General features: G+C 67.1%; 14 protein-coding genes. 3 read left to right on the plus strand and 11 right to left on the minus strand.

From position 1 onward, the window contains the following. Nucleotides 1-20 precede the first annotated feature (20 nt). Nucleotides 21-497, minus strand: a complete 477-nt coding sequence (locus V7787_RS08910) for a peroxiredoxin (protein ID WP_336087364.1) — start codon at nt 495-497, stop codon at nt 21-23. 168 nt (nt 498-665) lie between these two features. Here V7787_RS08910 and V7787_RS08915 point away from each other — a divergent pair, with 168 nt between their 5' ends. Then, on the plus strand, nt 666-1,565 hold the full coding sequence (locus V7787_RS08915) for a DnaJ C-terminal domain-containing protein (RefSeq protein WP_336087367.1): 900 nt from the start codon (nt 666-668) through the stop codon (nt 1,563-1,565). Nucleotides 1,566-1,760: 195 nt separating this feature from the next. On the opposite strand, the gene V7787_RS08920 is transcribed toward V7787_RS08915, so the two are convergent. Next, nucleotides 1,761-2,132, minus strand: coding sequence for a response regulator (locus V7787_RS08920; RefSeq protein ID WP_336087369.1), 372 nt, complete (start codon nt 2,130-2,132; stop codon nt 1,761-1,763). A gap of 60 nt (nt 2,133-2,192) precedes the next feature. After that, nucleotides 2,193-3,185, minus strand: a complete 993-nt coding sequence (locus V7787_RS08925; RefSeq protein ID WP_336087371.1) for a YhdH/YhfP family quinone oxidoreductase — start codon at nt 3,183-3,185, stop codon at nt 2,193-2,195. A 261-nt stretch (nt 3,186-3,446) separates the two neighbouring features. Here V7787_RS08925 and V7787_RS08930 point away from each other — a divergent pair, with 261 nt between their 5' ends. Then, the gene (locus V7787_RS08930; RefSeq protein WP_336087373.1) at nt 3,447-5,942 is read left to right on the plus strand and encodes an autotransporter outer membrane beta-barrel domain-containing protein; all 2,496 of its coding nucleotides are present in this window, start codon (nt 3,447-3,449) and stop codon (nt 5,940-5,942) included. 129 nt (nt 5,943-6,071) lie between these two features. On the opposite strand, the gene V7787_RS08935 is transcribed toward V7787_RS08930, so the two are convergent. The 4 genes from V7787_RS08935 to V7787_RS08950 all read right to left on the minus strand — a co-directional run bounded on the left by V7787_RS08935 (nt 6,072) and on the right by V7787_RS08950 (nt 12,403). Next, nucleotides 6,072-6,665, minus strand: coding sequence for a TIGR00730 family Rossman fold protein (locus V7787_RS08935; RefSeq protein ID WP_336087375.1), 594 nt, complete (start codon nt 6,663-6,665; stop codon nt 6,072-6,074). A gap of 106 nt (nt 6,666-6,771) precedes the next feature. Further along, nucleotides 6,772-8,196: a dihydrolipoyl dehydrogenase gene (gene lpdA / locus V7787_RS08940; RefSeq protein ID WP_336087377.1), complete on the minus strand. Its 1,425-nt coding sequence runs from the start codon at nt 8,194-8,196 to the stop codon at nt 6,772-6,774. Nucleotides 8,197-8,307: 111 nt separating this feature from the next. Next, nucleotides 8,308-9,501 (minus strand): dihydrolipoyllysine-residue succinyltransferase, encoded by a 1,194-nt coding sequence (gene sucB, locus V7787_RS08945; protein ID WP_336087379.1) that lies wholly within the window; start codon nt 9,499-9,501, stop codon nt 8,308-8,310. A 67-nt stretch (nt 9,502-9,568) separates the two neighbouring features. Continuing rightward, nucleotides 9,569-12,403 carry a 2-oxoglutarate dehydrogenase E1 component gene (locus V7787_RS08950; protein WP_336087488.1) on the minus strand — a complete coding sequence of 945 codons (2,835 nt, stop codon included), beginning with the start codon at nt 12,401-12,403 and terminating at the stop codon, nt 9,569-9,571. A gap of 430 nt (nt 12,404-12,833) precedes the next feature. Between V7787_RS08950 and V7787_RS08955 the strand changes: the two genes are divergently transcribed. Further along, nucleotides 12,834-13,271, plus strand: coding sequence for a hypothetical protein (locus V7787_RS08955; RefSeq protein ID WP_336087382.1), 438 nt, complete (start codon nt 12,834-12,836; stop codon nt 13,269-13,271). Between the two features lie 24 nt (nt 13,272-13,295). Here the strand turns inward: V7787_RS08955 and V7787_RS08960 are convergent, their stop codons facing one another. The 4 genes from V7787_RS08960 to bla form a co-directional block, all read right to left on the minus strand. Further along, nucleotides 13,296-14,216 carry a GNAT family N-acetyltransferase gene (locus tag V7787_RS08960; RefSeq protein WP_336087384.1) on the minus strand — a complete coding sequence of 307 codons (921 nt, stop codon included), beginning with the start codon at nt 14,214-14,216 and terminating at the stop codon, nt 13,296-13,298. A 72-nt stretch (nt 14,217-14,288) separates the two neighbouring features. Then, a complete protein-coding gene (locus tag V7787_RS08965; protein WP_336087386.1) occupies nt 14,289-15,563 on the minus strand; it encodes a cupin domain-containing protein in 1,275 nt (424 codons plus the stop codon). A 103-nt stretch (nt 15,564-15,666) separates the two neighbouring features. After that, nucleotides 15,667-16,065 (minus strand): VOC family protein, encoded by a 399-nt coding sequence (locus V7787_RS08970; RefSeq protein WP_336087388.1) that lies wholly within the window; start codon nt 16,063-16,065, stop codon nt 15,667-15,669. A gap of 184 nt (nt 16,066-16,249) precedes the next feature. Then, nucleotides 16,250-17,200, minus strand: a complete 951-nt coding sequence (gene bla / locus V7787_RS08975; RefSeq protein ID WP_336087390.1) for a subclass B3 metallo-beta-lactamase — start codon at nt 17,198-17,200, stop codon at nt 16,250-16,252. Between the last annotated feature and the right edge of the window lie 194 nt (nt 17,201-17,394).

The following is a 17,394-nucleotide window of genomic DNA, read 5'->3' on the forward strand; positions in this document are numbered from 1 at the left end:
GGTGCCGGGCCCGGGTCGGATCAGACTTGTTCGAGCATGTATTCGGCCGAGGACACCCGGTACTCGCCCGGCGCCTCGACGTGCAGTTGCTTGACCACGCCGTCGTCGACGTACAGGGCGAAGCGCTTGGCGCGGGTGCCCATGCCGTAGGCGCTGGCGTCCAGTTCCAGGCCGAGCGCGCGGGTCAGATCGCCGTTGCCGTCGGACAGCATGATCATCCCGTCGGGCACGTGCTGGGTCTGGGCCCAGGCCTGCATCACGAAGGGGTCGTTGACGGCGAGGCAGACGACTTCGATGCCCTTGTCGCGGAACTGCTGGAAATGCTCGACGAAGCCGGGCAGGTGTTTTTCCGAACAGGTCGGGGTGAAGGCGCCGGGCACCGCGAACAGCACCGCCTTGCGGCCGTCGAACAAGGCGCGGGTGTCGACGGTTTCGATGCCGTTGTTGATGCGCTTGAGCGCGATTTCGGGCAGGCGGTCGCCGACCTGGATACTCATGGGATTCTCCTGATGTGGGGGGCAGTCTAGGCAGCGGCTTCTAAATACCGCGTCAAGGCGACTTGAAATCGCGGTCGCAGTCGCCATGCTGTTGGCTTAATGATGCGTCAAGGCGGCGTGAGCGGACAGCGCCGCGCTTGGCGCTTGCGCCGTTGGAGCGATCGATCGATGCAGTTCAAGGACTATTACGAAATCCTGGGGCTTGAGCCCAGTGCGGGCGAGGCCGAGATCAAGACGGCGTATCGCCGTCTGGCGCGCAAATACCACCCCGACGTCAGCAAGGAGGCCGGCGCGGAAGACAAGTTCAAGGCGGTCAACGAGGCCTACGAGGCGCTGCGCGACCCGCAGAAGCGCGCGGCCTACGATCAGCTGCGCGCGCGCGGCTATCGCCCCGGCGATGAAGTCCAGCCGCCTCCGGGCGGCTTCGGCGGCGGTCACGGCGGCGGCGTGGATTTCGAGGAGATCTTCGCCGGCGGCGGCGCGGGCGGCGGGTTCAGCGACTTTTTCGAGAACCTGTTCGGCCGCGGCCGTTCGGCCGGCGGCTACGGCGGCAGCGCACGCGGCGCGCAGCCGCCGCGCGGCGACACCCGCGCGCGCCTGGCGGTGTCGCTGGAGACGGTGTTCGAAGGCGGCAGCGTGCGGATTTCGGTCAACAACAAGACCCTGGACGTGCGCGTACCCAAGGGCGTGCGGCCGGGCCAGCTGATCCGGCTGGCCGGGCAGGGCGCTCACGGCGATCTGCTGCTGGAGATCGAATACGCCGCGCATCCGCAGTTCGAGGTCGACGGCCGCAACGTCGTCCACGTGCTGCCGTTGGCGCCGTGGGAGGCCGCGTTGGGCGCCAGCATCAGCGTGCCGACCCTGGGCGGGCCGGTCGAGCTGAAGATTCCCAGCGGCTCGGAAGCCGGACGCAAGCTGCGCCTGCGCGGCCGCGGCCTGCCGGGCACGCCGGCGGGCGATCAGATCGTCGAGCTGGAGGTGCTGGCGCCGCGTCCGGACAACGACGCCCAGCGCGAGGCGTACGAAGCCATGCGCGAAGCGTTCGGCGAGGACTGGCGGCGCGCCTGACTCGCTCCATCTGCTCTCCCGCGCGCCACCCAAGGTGACTTCCTTCGGGGCGCGGGAGAGGGCTGGGATGAGGGCAACGGCCGCCGACGCAGCCCCAGACGCCCTCGATCTATTTTTCACCACCCCACAAAGCAAAATCCCGGCTTTCGCCGGGATCCGCATTCATCTTGCCGGCGGCAACGCCGCCCGCGCGGCTCAACCCGCCGACGGCAGCAACTGACCGATGATCTCCGACAGGTCGGTTTCGCTGAACGGCTTGGTGATGTAAGCCTTGGCGCCCTGACGCATGCCCCAGACCCGGTCGGTGTCCTGGTCCTTGGTGGTGACCAGCACGATCGGAATATGCGCGGTGGTCGACTCGCGGCAAATCGAGCGGGTGGCCTGGAATCCGTTGAGATTCGGCATGACCACGTCCATGAGGATCATGTCGGGCAACTCGCGTTTGGCCGCCTCGACGCCGGCGGCGCCGTCTTCCGCGGTCAAAGCCTCATGCCCCAGTTTTTCGACGATGCGCCGGATGCCCATCAGCTGGGACGGCGAATCGTCGACAATCAAAATACGCGCCATGTGTTACCCCCAAGGATCTGCGGCCGATTGTAGCGACGCCGCGCGTGGCTGCAATGCCAACTAGATCACGACCAGCGTCCGGCCCAGCGAGCCGCCGGCCAGCATGCCCGCAAAGGCTTGCGGCAGTTCGCTCAGCCCGACTTCGCGGGTGCAGATGCGGTCCAGATGAGCGGGCTTCCAGTCGCTGCCCAGACGTTGCCAGATGTCCTCGCGGATCGCCCGCGCGGTGCCGGCCGAAGCCACGCCGAGCAGGGAAACGCCGCGAATAATGAAGGGCATCACCGTGGTGTCCAACGCATGGCTGGCGGCCAGACCGGCCGTGGCGACGTTGCCGTAGGGCGCGGTTTGCGCCAGCAGACTGGCCAGCATCGGGCCGCCGACATTGTCCAATCCGCCGCCGAAACGCGCCGATTCCATCGGCCTTCCGGCACTCAAAACATCGCGTCCGAGCACCTGACGAGCGCCGATGGATTTCAGATAATCGGTCTGCTCCGGCTTGCCGCTGATGGCGTGCGCTTGGAAACCTGCGCGAGTGAAAATGTCCAGCGCCAAGGAACCGACCCCGCCGGTCGCGCCGGTCACCGCCAGCGGCCCGTGCTCGGGCGTCTGCCGGTTGTCGAGCATCCGGTGCAGCGCCAGCGCGGCGGTGAAGCCGGCGGTGCCGAGCACCATGCTTTCGCGCAGGCTCAACCCGGCCGGCAGCGGGATCGCCCACTGCGCCTCTATCCGGGCGTACTCGCTGTAGCCGCCGTCGCGGGTTTCGCTGAGCCCGCAGCCGGTGACCAGGACCGCGTCGCCTTCCTTGAACTTGGCGTCGCTGGAGGCGACCACATGGCCCGCCACATCGATGCCGCCGACCAGCGGGAACTTGCGCAGGATCTTGCCTTCGCCGGTGCCGGCCAGCGCGTCCTTGAAGTTGATCGAGGAGTAGGCGGTTTTGATCACCAACTCGCCGGGCGACAGATCGTCGATCGAGACTTGCTCAAGCCCGCTGCGGTAACCGCGGTCGTCGTTGTGAATGCGGAAGGCGTTGAAGGTCTGGAGGGCAGGCATTTTGCTGGCGGCCAAGCAGAAGACAGGGCAAATCATAGCGGATGCGGTTGTCGGCGATCTTCCGACCAGCCACCGTCCAATGAGATGCGACCGTCCACGCCCAAGCTTTCCGGGCGGTGTTCTGGAATTCGCTGACTTGGCCTGGAGAACTCCTTAGACTTTGTCGGCCCTAACCCTGTTCGCGGTTCTGCGGCGCTTGCGTGCGATGCGGGAATGCTCCCGTGAATCGGTTTTCTTAAGGATATGTAGTACAGGAGATTTATGCGTAACTCGGTAAATTTGATAAGGATTTCGAACCGTGCCGTGACGCGGCCGACGTTGGTGCAGGCCTTGGCGGTAGCTTTGGCGTCTGTCGCGGCAATGCCCGCATCGGTTCGCGCCCAGAATGTTCTGGACGTCGCGCCGGATCAGACGGTCGCCATTCCAGGCGACTATCCATCCTCTTACACGGTGGATGGGGTAACCGTACGAAGTGGCGTATTGATTCTGCGCGATGGCGCGCGATTGACCAACAAAGGAGTAGCCGAGGGCTCGGGCCCGGGACGCATCATCATCGGCGGGGTGGGCACGGTTTGGAGCCAGCAAGGTGAGATGAGCCTGTATTTGAGGGACCGCGGCGGCCCAGCGCTGACGATCGAAAATGGAGGCGCTCTGGAAGCGGGAGCTGGCCTGGCTCTTTTCACGCCCCCCACCGGGGCAGGCGGGGTGGTGGTGGCCGGCGCTGGCTCGCGCTTGAGCGTGAAAGACGGTCTCACCATGTTGATGGGGAAGCTGGAGGTTAGCGACGGCGCCGTCGTGGAGGTGGGTAAAAGTGCGCGCTTCGGTACTAGGTCCGGGCGGCCGCCCACGTATTTTCCAGTTGACATCCACTTGAGCGGTCAAGGCACCCGACTCAGCGCGGGCGAGTCTATGTTCGTCGAGCGGGGGTCCATCGTAACGGTCGCCGATGGCGCTGCATTGTCCGCTCCGCGCATCGATCTCTCCGGGAGGCTAAATATCGGTGGTTGGGTGGGCGAGGTATACGTTCCTTATTCGACGAATACTCGCTATTTGGTGGACCCGCCGCGGGCTTCCGGGAGGGTCGACGCCGATGTCGTCTTCGCCGGCGGAGAGATCACCTTCAATCACACCGATAGCAATTATGTCTTTTCCGGGCGGATGAGCGGCTGGGGAACGCTCGCCGTAATGCATGGAGGCACGCGTCTTACCGGTGACAGCAGCGGCTTTACCTTCGGTTCTACAAAAGTCTCCTATCGAGGTTCTCTCTGGGTCGACGGCAAGTTGGGCGGTAACGTCGCAGTGAGCGGCGGCGGGTTGCTTGGCGGCAACGGCGTCGTCGGAGGAAATGCAACGATCGATGCTGGCGGCACGTTGTCGCCAGGCAATTCGATTGGCCGTCTCAGCGTCGGCGGCGATTTGACCTTCAATCCCGCTTCAACGTTTCGTGTAGAACTGACGCCGCAGGCAGACAGCGACCAAGTCTCAGTGGGCGGCAAGCTGATTCTCAACGGAGGCGCGGTGGCATGGAGCAGCAACAGCGCGGCGTTCAAGCCTTTTACCGAGTATGTATTGATCAGTGCGCAAGGTGGGGTCAGCGGACAGTTCGCTGAAATCATTGGCGATAACTATCCTTTTCTGGACGTGAAGTTGGGTTACAACCCGCAATCGGTCACCCTGAAATTGATCCGCAACGATGTGGGTTTTTCCGAGCGCGGCGAGACCGCCAATCAGCGCGCGGCCGCAGCCGCGGCCGAATCGGGCGGTGCCGGCAGTCCGCTATGGAACACGATCGTGCAATTGGATGCGGCGCGTGCGCGTCAGACCTTCGATCTGTTGTCGGGCGAGATTCACGCATCGACCCAAGCCGCACTGATCGATGGAGCCTCGGAAGTGCGCGATGGCGTGCTGAGCCATCTGCGCGGGAACGACAAGGACGGCGGTTCCTCGGTTTGGGCGCAAGCGACGGGACAGCGCGGCCGGATCGATGGCGACGGCAATGCGGCCAAGCTCGATCGCAATGGCAGCGGTCTATTGATCGGCGGCGATACGTCGCTGGGCGATCATTGGCGGTTGGGCGGGATGCTCGGCGCCGGCCGTTCCCACAACGATGTCGACTCCCGCCGTTCGCGCAGCGAATCCGACGATCGCCATTACGGCTTGTATGCCGACGCTCGCTGGGAGCGTGCGCGCGTGCGTTTGGGAGCGATCCGTTCGCAGTATGAGGTCGAAACCCGCCGTGGACTGGATACAGCGGATTACCCGGGTCAGTTGACGTCGAAGTACGATGCGGACAGCACGCAACTGTTCGGCGAGTTCGGTTATGCCTTCGGTGTCGGCGGGTTCGAGCTGGAACCGTTCCTGGGCGTGGCGCAGGTGAAATTGAGCGTCGACGCGTTTGCCGAATCGGGGAACGCAGCCGCGGTTCGTGGCGAGTCGGAAGATCCGACCGTGCGCTATTCGACGTTGGGTTTGCGCGCAGCGACGTCGTCCGGCGGCGACAGCCGCTGGCGTTTCGATGGGCTGCTGGGCTGGCGCCGGGCCAGCGGGGATATCGAACCGGTCTCGCACTTGGCGTTCGCGGCGGGGACGCCGTTCGTCGTGGCGGGCCTGCCGATCGCGCGCAACTCGGCTGTGGTCGAAGCCAGTGTGGGAGCGCAATTGAGCGAGCGGACTTCGCTCAGTCTGGGCTACGCCGGGCAGTTCGCCTCGGATGTGAGCGATCACGGCGCGTCGGCAAAATTGACCGTGACGTTCTGATCGAAAAAGGCCTCGGGACGATTCGTTCCGAGGCCTTTCTGTTTCAGCGGCCGCCGGTCGAGCTCGGCGGCCTCGCGTGGATGGTTCTTTCCGGCGACGGCGATGCGCCTGGAAAGATTGCGCGAGAAATTAGCGCAAGGCCTTACGCCGCTTCTCATCCATCCACTTAGACGCCGCCGCCGGCGTATATCCACGCATCCACTCCAGCATCGCCCCGATATCGTCGCCATGCCACAGATCGGTGCGCTGATCGGCATGCAGGAAACGCTCATCCACCATCCGGTCGAGCATCGCCATCAGCGGCGAATAGAAACCGTCGATATCGAGAAACGCGCACGGCTTATTGCCGATGCCGAGCTGACGCCAGGTCAGCATCTCGAACATTTCGTCCAGCGTGCCGAAGCCGCCGGGCAGGGCGACGAAGCCGTCGGCCAGGTCGAACATGCGCGCCTTGCGTTCGTGCATGGAGCCGACGATCTCCAGCTTGGTCAGGCCGCGATGGGCGACTTCCCAGTTGACCAACTGTTCGGGAATCACGCCGATGGCTTCGCCGCCGGCTTCCAGGATCGCGTCGGCGACGGTGCCCATCAGGCCGACGTTGCCGCCGCCGTACACCAGGGCGATGCCGTCCTTGGCCATGCGCGTGCCGAGCGCGATCGCGCGTTCGGTGTAGACCGGCTTGGAGCCGGAGTTGGAGCCGCAGTAGACGCAGATCGCTTTCATGAGAGGCATCGAATCCGATAACGGCAACTTCGCCAAAACCGAAGTTGCGGGGGGCTGAAACGCAGAACGGCGCACCTGGGTGCGCCGTTCGTGTGCTGCGAGCCGATCAGTTGGCCTTGTGGATCGCGCGCTTGTCGACCGCCATCGCCGCGTCGTGGATCGCTTCCGACAAGGTCGGGTGAGCGTGGCAGATGCGGGCGAGGTCGTCGGCGGAGCCGTTGAACTCCATGGTCAGCACGCCTTCGTGGACCAGCTCGGACACGCCGACGCCGACCAGGTGCAGGCCGAGCACGCGGTCGGTCTCGGCATGGGCGATGACCTTGACGAAGCCGGCCGGCTCGCCCATGGCCACCGCGCGGCCGATCGCCGCGAACGGGAAGCTGCCGGTCTTGTACGGGATGTTCTCGGCCTTGAGCTGCTGCTCGGTCTTGCCGACCCAGGCGATTTCCGGCTCGGTGTAGATCACCCACGGCACGGTGTCGAGGTTGACGTGGCCCGGCAGCCCGGCGATGAGTTCGGCGACCGCGATGCCTTCCTCGAAGCCCTTGTGCGCCAGCATCGGCCCGCGCACGCAGTCGCCGACCGCCCACACGCCGTCGACGCCGGTGTGGCAATGTTCGTCGACTTCGATCTGGCCGCGCTCGTTGAGCTTGACGCCAGTGCCTTCGGCCAGCAGCCCCTTCGATGCTGCGCGACGGCCGACCGCAACCAGCAGCTTGTCGACGACCAGTTCCTGGTCGGACTTGCCGTCGTTGTAGGTCAGATGCACGCCGTCCTTCTTGATCTCGGCCTTGCTGACCTTCGCGCCGAGCTTGATGTCCAGGCCCTGCTTCTTGAATTCCTTGGCCGCGGTCTTGGCGACTTCGGCATCGGCGGCGGCGAGGAACTCCGGCAGCGCTTCCAGGATGGTGACTTCCGCGCCCAGGCGCTTCCACACGCTGCCCAGTTCCAGGCCGATCACGCCGGCGCCGATCACGCCCAGGCGCTTGGGCACTTCGGTGAAATCGAGCGCGCCGACGTTGTCGACGATCTTGTCGCCGTCGAACTTGGCGAACGGCAGTTCGATCGAATCCGAACCGGCGGCGATGATGACGTTGGTGCCCTTGAGTTCGACCTCGGAACCGTCGTGCTGCTTGACCTTGACGATGTTGCCCGGGTGCAGGGTGCCGAAGCCGTAGTACGGGGCGATCTTGTTGGCCTTGAACAGCATCGCGATGCCGCCGGTGAACTGCTTCACGATCTTGTCTTTGCGGCCGACCATCGTGGCCACGTCGATCTTGGCGTTGTCGGTGGTGATGCCGTGTTCGCCGAACAGGTGCTGCAGGTTCCAGAACTGGCGCGAGCTGTCCAGCAGCGCCTTGGACGGGATGCAGCCCACGCGCAGGCAGGTGCCGCCGAGGGCGGGCTTGCCGTCTTTGCCGAGCGCCGCGTCGATGCAGGCGGTCTTCAGACCGAGTTGGGCGGCGCGGATGGCGGCGTGGTAGCCGGCGGGGCCGGCGCCGATGACGACTACGTCGAATTGCTCAGACATTGAGGTGATCCTTATCTAGCTCGGAGTAGGGGAGTAGAAGTGAGCGCAGAGAAGCGAGGAGTGAGAAGAGCTCTCGCTCGCTCCTCACTCCTCTCCGCTATCCACTCGCTCTTACATGCCAAGCAGCATGCGATGCGGATTTTCCAGCTGGTTCTTGATATCGACCAGGAACAGCACCGCGTCCTTGCCGTCGATGATGCGGTGATCGTAGGACAGCGCGATGTACATCATCGGCGCGGCGACCACGGCGCCGTTTTCGACGATGGCGCGTTCCTTGATCGCGTGCATGCCCAGGATGGCCGACTGCGGCGGGTTGACGATCGGGGTCGACATCAGCGAGCCGAAGGTGCCGCCGTTGGTGATGGTGAAGGTGCCTCCCTGCAGGTCTTCCAGCGCCAGCTTGCCGTCGCGGGCCTTCTTGGCGTAATCGCCGATGGCCTTTTCGATGTCGGCGAAGCCCATGCGCTCGACGCTGCGCAGCACCGGCGTCACCAGGCCCTTGTCGGTGGACACGGCGATGGAGATGTCGGAGTAGCCGTGATAGATCACGTCGTTGCCGTCGACCGAGGCGTTGACGATCGGGTGGCGCTGCAGCGCGTTGGCGGCGGCCTTGGCGAAGAAGCTCATGAAGCCGAGCTTGACGCCGTTGGCCTTCTCGAAGCTCTCGCCGAGCTCCTTGCGCATGGCCATGACCTTGCCCAGGTTGACTTCGTTGAACGAGGTCAGCATGGCGATCGAGTTCTTCGACTGCATCAGGCGCTCGGCGATGCGCGCGCGCATGCGGGTCATCGGCACGCGCTCTTCCGGACGCGCGCCGGCGGCATTGCCGACGCCGCCGTTCTTGGCGTAGTTGAGGATGTCTTCCTTGGTCACCGCGCCCTTGCGGCCGGTGCCTTCGACCTGCGCCGCGTCGATGCCCTGGGTGTTGGCGGTGAAGCGCGCGCCCGGCGGCAGCTGGTCGTTGGCGCTCGGCGCGGCCGGCTTGGCGGCGGCCGGAGCGGCGGCAGCGGCCGGAGCCGGAGCGGCTTCGGTCTTGGCCGGAGCGGCGGCCGGAGCGGCCGCGGCGGCGCCGGCTTCGACGATCGCGATCAGCTGCTGGCTGGTCACGGTCGCGCCTTCTTCGAACTTGATTTCCTTGAGCACGCCGTCGACCGGCGAGGGCACTTCCAGCACGACCTTGTCGGTTTCCAGGTCGACCAGATTCTCGTCGCGCTTGACCGCGTCGCCCGGCTTCTTGTGCCACGTGGCGATCGTGGCGTCGGAGACCGACTCGGGAAGGACGGGGACTTTGATCTCGGTGCTCATGGGGCAGGCATCCTGGATTGCTTGTAAGTGGGTATGCGTAAGTAGTGTGTTTGCAGGGAACAGCGCCTTATTCGGCGCTGGACTCCCCGTGCAGCGAGTTGACCAGCGCGTCGGCGACCAACTTGGTCTGCTCGGCGACGTGGTCGGCCAAGTGGCCCGCCGCCGGCGACGGCGAACGCGCGCGGCCGGTGTAGTGCAGGGCCTGCTTGCTTGCCAGGCAGGCGCTCAGGTGGTGGCGGATCTGGTACCACGCGCCTTGGTTCTGCGGCTCTTCCTGACACCAGACCACGTCCTTGGCTGCGCCCAAACGCTTGAGTTCGGCGGCCAGGGCTTCGCGCGGGAACGGATACAGCTGCTCGACGCGGAGGATGGCGACGTCTTCGATGCCGTCCTTCTGCGCTTGTTCGAACAGGTCGTAATAGACCTTGCCCGAGCACAGCACCACCCGCTTGACCTTCTTCGGGTTGGCCGCGGCATCCGGAATCAGGTGCTGGAACTCGCCGCCGGCCAGTTCGTCCAGGCTCGACACCGCCAGCTTGTGGCGCAGCAGCGACTTGGGCGTCATCACCACCAGCGGCTTGCGCGTGCTCATGCGCATCTGCCGGCGGATCATGTGATACGCCTGGGCCGGAGTGGTCGGCACGCACACCAGCATGTTCTCCAGCGCGCACAGCTGCAGGAAGCGCTCAAGCCGCGCGGAGCTGTGCTCCGGGCCCTGGCCTTCGTAGCCGTGCGGCAGGAACAGCGCCAGACCGCACAGGCGGCCCCACTTGGCTTCGCCGGAGGACAGGAACTGATCGATCACCACCTGCGCGCCGTTGGCGAAGTCGCCGAACTGCGCTTCCCAGATGTCGAGCGTCATCGGGTCGGCGGTGGAGTAGCCGTATTCGAACGCCATCACCGCTTCTTCGCTGAGCAGCGAGTCGATGATGGTGACGTCCACCGGGTTGCTGACCAGACGGCGCAGCGGCATGACGTATTCGTCGGTGCTCTGCTCGTGCAGGATCGCATGGCGGTGGAAGAAGGTGCCGCGGCCGCTGTCCTGGCCGACCAGGCGCAGCTTGTAGCCTTCGCTGATCAGGGTGGCGTAGGCCAGGTTCTCGGCGAAGCCCCAGTCGCCCGGCAGTTCGCCGGTCGACATCTTGCGGCGGTCTTCATAGATCTTGGCCACGCGCGGGTGCAGCTTGACGCTGTCGGGGACGGCGTTGATCTCGACCGCCAGCGCATCGAGCTTGGAGCGCTCGAAGGTGGTGTCGACCGGATCGCTGAGCTTGCCCGAGAGGTACTTGGACCAGTCGATGGTGAACTCGTCGGGCTTGACCTCGACCAGTTCGGTGGTGACCGCGCCGGCGTCGAGTTTGTCGCGGTACTGGTCGACCAGCGCCTGCGCGTCCTCGGCCTTGAGCGTGCCTTCGGCGACCAGGCGCTCGGCGTACAGCTCGCGCGGGGTCTTGTGCTTGCGGATCACCTGGTACATCAGCGGCTGGGTCGCCGCCGGCTCGTCGGCCTCGTTATGGCCGTGGCGGCGGTAGCAGACCAGGTCGATGACCACGTCGCGGCCGAAGCGCTGACGGAAGTCCAGCGCCAGCTCGGCGCAGAACACCACCGCTTCGGGGTGGTCGGAGTTCACGTGCAGGATCGGCGCGCCGACCATCTTGGCCACGTCGGTGCAGTACAGCGTGGAACGCGCGTCCTGACGCTCGCTGGTGGTGAAGCCGACCTGGTTGTTGATGACGATGTGGACCGTGCCGCCGACCGCGAAACCGCGCGCCTGCGACATCTGGAACAGCTCCATGCCCACGCCTTGGCCGGCGAACGCGGCGTCGCCGTGCAGCAGCACCGGCAGCACCTGGGCGCGACCGTTGTCGCCGCGGCGGGTCTGGCGCGAACGCACGCTGCCGGCGACCACCGGGTTGACGATTTCCAGGTGCGAGGGATTGAACGCCAGGGCCAGATGGACCGGGCCGCCCGGGGTGGCGACGTCGGCGCTGAAGCCCATGTGGTACTTCACATCGCCGGTGTGGGCGTGCTCGTCGTGGTCGAACTTGCCTTCGAATTCGTCGAACAGCTTGCGCGGCGACTTGCCCAGGGTGTTGACCAGGACGTTGAGGCGGCCGCGGTGGGCCATGCCGATGACCACGTCCTGCACGCCTTGCTCGCCGGCGCGGCGGATGGTCACGTCCATCATCGGGATCAGCGCGTCGCCGCCTTCCAGCGAGAAGCGCTTCTGGCCGACGTACTTGGTGCCCAGGTAGCGCTCCAGGCCGTCGGCGGCGGTGAGCCGCTCGAGGATGCGCTTTTTGTCCTCGGCGCTGCGGCCGAACTTGCCGCCGGCCGCTTCCAGGCGCTCGTACATCCAGCGACGCTGTTCGGCGTCGGCGATGTGCATGAACTCCGCGCCGATCGGGCCGGTGTAGGTGGCCTTGAGCAGGGCGAGCAGGTCGCCGAGCTTCATCCGGTCCTTGCCGGCCACGCCGCCGGTCGAGAACTCGACCGACTGGTCGCTCTCGGACAGGCGATGGAAGCCCAGGGTCAGATCCGGCGCGTCGGGTTTCTGCAGCAGGCCCAGCGGATCGATGTCGGCGGCCAGGTGGCCGCGCGAACGGTAGGCGGTGATGACCTTGCCGACGGTGCGCTCGCGCTCGTCGCTGCCGGAGGAGACGCCGCTGGCGGCGACCGCGCCGCGCGCGGCGGCTTTACCGGCCTGGGCGATGCTTTCGATCGCGGCCGAATGCGGGATATCCCCGGCTTCGCGGCCTTTGAAGCCGTCGAAATAGGCTTTCCATTTGGCCCCGACGCTGTCGGGGTCGACCAGGTACTGCTCGTACAGGTCTTCGATGAAGGCGGCGTTGGCGCCGAGTTGCGAGGATTGCGAGAACTGCTTGAGGAGACTGTCCACGATGGCTATCGGGAAACTCTTGAGGGCGGAAGTGGTGTCGCGCGAGCACAGGGCGCATGGCGCGGACAAGGCTCGGAATTATAGCGGTAGTGTTAAGCCCAGCGGCATAACTACTTACGTCTAAGCGACCGATTTCGTTCGATTTCGGGCCGATCGGGGCGGGTGGACGCGCGCTGCACCCCGACAGGACCGTTCCGGCAACGCCGTTAAAGTCTTGGGCCTGGCGTTTGCGATTCAAGCCCGGTCCCCGGGCCGGGGCCGCCCGCGCCGGTCGCTCGCGCGGGCGAGCGCGGTTTAGCCCGCGCTCAGGCCGCGGCGCCGGGACCGGCAGTGCGGCGTCCGATTCGCGGCAACGGTCCGGGTTCGGGGCTGGCCCTGGACGATCGGGCGCGGTTGCGGCCTATGATCGGGCTCGGACCCGGGGAGAGGACGGATGCGGACAGCGAGATGGGCGTGGACGGGCGCGGTGGTGATCGCGCTCAGCGGTTGCGGTTTGGCGCCAGGGGCGGGCCCGGCGCAAGCCGGCGAGGCGGCGGGGGCGCAGAGTGCGGCTCCGGCCGCGGGGGCGGGCGCCGCCGGCCAGGCCGCTGCGCCGGCCCGGGCTTCGGCCGAGGCGGTGCGCGAGCGGTACAACGCGTTGTTCCCGGCCTCGTGCCGGGTGGTTTCGGTGGCGTTCTCCGAGCGCGGCGCCCTGCTTAGAGGCAATGCCGAGAGCAGCGCGGCCATCGCCGAGGCGATGCGCGCGATCGATCGCGCCCAGCGGCTGCCTTCGCGCCTGGCCGGCGCCGATCTGCTCTCGGTCGAGCGCAAGCCCGATGGCGCGTACGCCTTCGAGATGGTGCTCAACGACCCGGCCTCGTACGCGCCCTGAGCCGGCGCGCCTGGCGGGCGGGACTTAGATTCCCAGCGCGCGGTACTCGGTGCACGGCCGCGCGCGTTCCCAGACCGGTTCGAAATGCGCGCGCAGCTGGCGCGCGCGGGCGCCGCCGTCGAGCCGGGTTTCGCCGTCGAAGCGGTGGCCGAGCGGGCGGTAGTACCAGCCGTCGCGGTCGTTGACCAGGTACGCGGGCGGATGGTTGCGGTCGACCGGTTCTTCGATCGCGCGGAATTCGAAGGCGCTGGGCAGGCGTTGGGCCAGCGCGATCAGCGGCGCCAGCGCCCGTTGCGGCGCGGCCGGGTCCTGCAGCAGCACCCGGGCGATACCGCCGGCGGTGGCGAAACGGCGCAGCGCGGCGACCGCGTCGGGGCGGTCGAGCAGGCCGGGATCGAGTTCGCGGCTGTAGATCGCCAGGCCGCGGCGGGCGCCGGCGACGATGCCGAGCAAGGCCGCCAGTCCGGCTTCGCGGGTCTCCACCGGATTGGGCGCGCCGAGCAGGCGGCGCATGCTCAGGTGTTCGATATCGGCTTCCAGGAAGCGCTCGCCCTCGGGCAGAAAGCCGTTGCGGGCGTAGAAACCGATCGCCGCGGCCTGCGCGTGCAGGCTGACTTGGCGCCAGCCCAACTGCGCGGCCAGCTCGATCAGCGCGGCCAGCAGCGCCTCGCCGACCCCGCGGCCGCGCCACTCGGCGAGCACGGCCATGCGGCCGATGCGATGGTCCGGGGTGAGCCGGCCGGTGCCGATCGGCGTGCCGTCCCGGTCGAACGCCAGGACGTGCCGGCACAGCGGGTCGCGCTCGGCGTCCAGTTCCAGTTCGAGCGGGACGTTCTGTTCGCGCACGAACACGATCTCGCGAACCGCGCGCAGGGCCGGTTGCGCGGCGGCGTAGTCCTCGACCACCGCGATACGAAAGCCGTTGGCGCTGGGGGCGCTATCCATCGAGAGCGAGTTCATGGTGATCGGGTCGTCGCGGTGGGCGAGTGCGGGCCGCGCGCAGCGGCCCGGGCGGGCTCAGTTCTCGGATTCGGGGTCCAAGCCGTCGTCGTCTTCGGCGTCGTCCACGCCCAGGCGATAGTGGCCGCTGGCGATCAGTTCGATCACGCAGTCGCGGCCGCGTTCGGACAGCGCCGAATACCCGGCCAGGTCCAGCTCGGCCGCGGCGGCGATGGCTTGCGCGTCGCGCGCGGGCAGGGCGAACTCCTGGCCGCTGACGTACAGACGCGCCGCGCCGCCCTTGGCGTGGGCGCGGCGCCAGGCCATCCGCGACCACGGGTGCCGCCACAGGTTGGCGCCTTGTTGCAGATCCCATTCGATCTCGATCCGCGAACGCGCCGCTTCGCCGCCCGCCGAGACCTCGCCGGCGGCGCGGTAGACGGTGATGAAGCGGCCGAACCAGTCGCCGAGCCGGTCGGGGTCGTTCATGCGCAAGGCGTTCAAGGCCTCGACCGCGCGGGTCATCGCGTCGGCGTCGATCTCGTTGGGATCGCGCGGCGGGGTCAGGTCGGGATCGCGGTAGCGCAGGCTTTCGTCGGCCTCGCCGGCCAGGGTGTCGATGTAATCGCCCATCAGCTCGGCGGCCGACGGTGCGCGCATGCCGACCGAGAAGGTCAGGCAGGCGTCTTCGGCGACGCCGTGGTGGGGCACGCCCGGCGGCAGGTACAGCATGTCGCCGGGGCCGAGGATCCAGTCGTGGCTGGGGTCGAACTCGCGCAGCAGTTTGAGTTCGGCATCCGGGCGGAAGTCTTGCGGCGCATCGCTGCGCGCATCGATCTGCCAGCGCCGGTGGCCCTGCGCCTGCAACAGGAACACGTCGTATTGGTCGACGTGCGCGCCGACCGAACCGCCGGGCGCGGCGAAGGACACCATGATGTCGTCGATGCGCCAGCGCGGCAGGAAATCGAACGCGGGCAGCAGCGCGGCGACGTCGGCGTCCCATTTGTCCACGTCCTGGACGAGCAAGGTCCAGTCCTGGCGCGGCATGCCCGGAAATTCGGACTCTTCGAACGGCCCGTGGCGGACCGAATAACGGTCGTTGACGCGGTCGTGCTGGATCAGCCGCGACAACGCGCCTTCCTCGCAGGCCAGGCCGGCCAGGTCTTCGGGCTGCAGCGGCGACTGCAAGCCCGGAAAGGCGTTGCGGATCAGCACCGGATGCTTCTGCCAGTACTGCCGCAAGAACGTCTCCGCGGGCATGCCCAGCGGCGGGTGCGCGCTGGCGTCGACCACGATGGCCGGGGCCTTCGCGGTTTTCTTGGGGGAGGCTGCTTTGGCGGGCTTGTTGGGCATGTCCGGGCACAGTGGCGGGCGCGTCGCGCCGATGCGGGCATTGTCGCTTATGCGGGCGGGCCGGCGCCCGTCGGCGCGCGCATCGCGGTTCAGTCGAGGCCGGTCAGTCGGCGATTTCGTCGTAACCGCGGCCCAGGAACTGCAACAGGCACCAGCCGTGGCCGAACGGATCGGACAATTGCACGATCCGTCCCCAACTGGCCCGCCGCGGCTCGCCCTCCTGGCGCGCGCCGGCGGCCAGCGCGCTGGCCAGGGCGGCGTCGAGGTCTTCGACCACCACGTCCAGATGCAGCGGCGTCCAGTGCCGGGCATAGGCGCGGGCCTGATCGCCGGCGCCGATCGAGCCTTCGGGCTTGTGCAGCAGATACAGCGGCGCCGGCCCGCCGAGCAGCTCGACCGCGTCGCCGCCGAGGCGGCGGCCCAGATGCAGGCCGAAGGCGCGGGTATAGAAGGTCAGCGCGGCGTCGAGATCGTAGACATCGATATTGATCAGCAAGTGCATCGCGGCGCTCCGCGGAGGGTTGCCGGCAGTGTGCGGGGGCGGACGCTAAGGTCGCGTGGTTGTCGGGCGCAAACGCGGCAAGCGCTTGGCTCGCTCAGTTCCCTCTGGCGCGGCCAGAGGGAAGGGGACTGAAACGAGCGCAGATTGCGCTGCCGGCGATACGACCGAACTTGCCGCGGCCGGGTCAGTGGGCCTGCGAGGGTTGGGCCTGTTCTTCTTTCAATCGCGTGTCCAGTTTGGTCGCGCCCTCTGCGGCGTAGGCGCGGCACCCGCCGGTATCGACCAGGGCCTTGCTCGCCTGCGGCCCGATCCGCTCGAACATCGCGCTGGCGCCCGGATGCGGGGTCAGCAGGATCTCGCACGGCAGCGCGGCGACGGTGTCGATGCTGCGCCGGAACGCCGCCAGCGCGCCGGGATGGGCGGCATCGTCGCTGTAGCGATAGACCTTGTCGCTGAAGGGCGTGAGGCTGTCGGCGTAGACCACCGCGCGGCATTCGCCGGCGGCGTCGCAGGAACGCCAGCTCCAACTGGTGCCGCCGGGGGTGTGGCCCGGGGTCGCGTGCGCGGTCAGTTGCAAGCCGCCGAGGCTGAGCGTTTCGCCGTCGCCGATGCGCTGCACGTTCGCCACCGGCGGGAAACCGGGCACGCTGAGGAATTGCGGATCGCCGCGGTCGCCCTTGCCGCGTTCCAGCGCGGTCGCCGCCGGTTCGCGCGCGACCACGCGCGCGCCGGTGTCGCGCGCCAGCCGGGCGATGCCGCCGGCGTGGTCGATGTGTTCGTGCGAATTGAGGATATAGCGCACCTGTTTGGGATCGAAGCCGAGCGCGCGGATATTGGCCAGGATGTTGGACGCAGCGGTGTCGGTGACGCCGTCGATCAGGATATGGCCGGCGTCGGAGGTGATCAGGATCGCGCTGATCGAGCAGGTGCCGACGTACCAGGTGTTGCCCTGGATATGGCGCGGCGCGGTGGGGTCGTCCCAGTTCGGTTTCTTCGGGCACGGCGCGATCGCGGCGGGGGCGGCGTTGCCGACGATCGTTTTATCGACGGGTTTGTCGGCTTGCGGGGTGTTGGTGCAAGCGATGAGCAGCGATGAAGCGATACAGACGGCCGACCAGCCGGTGAGCAGACGCATGCGCGAAGTCCTTGCGGGAAGTGGTGGCCACTATCTCGTATCGGGATGCGCTGCGGATCAAAAAGAAATCGTGGCAACAGAAAGCTGGATTTTTGTTTCTGTCGCTGCGCGGCGATCGCGTAGTGTTGCGCGCCCGGCGGGAGTTTCGCCGCAGTTGCCGATTCGCGGTCGCAGCTCGCGCAGCTCCTACAGTT

Source organism: Pseudomonas sp. CGJS7 (assembly GCF_036961695.1).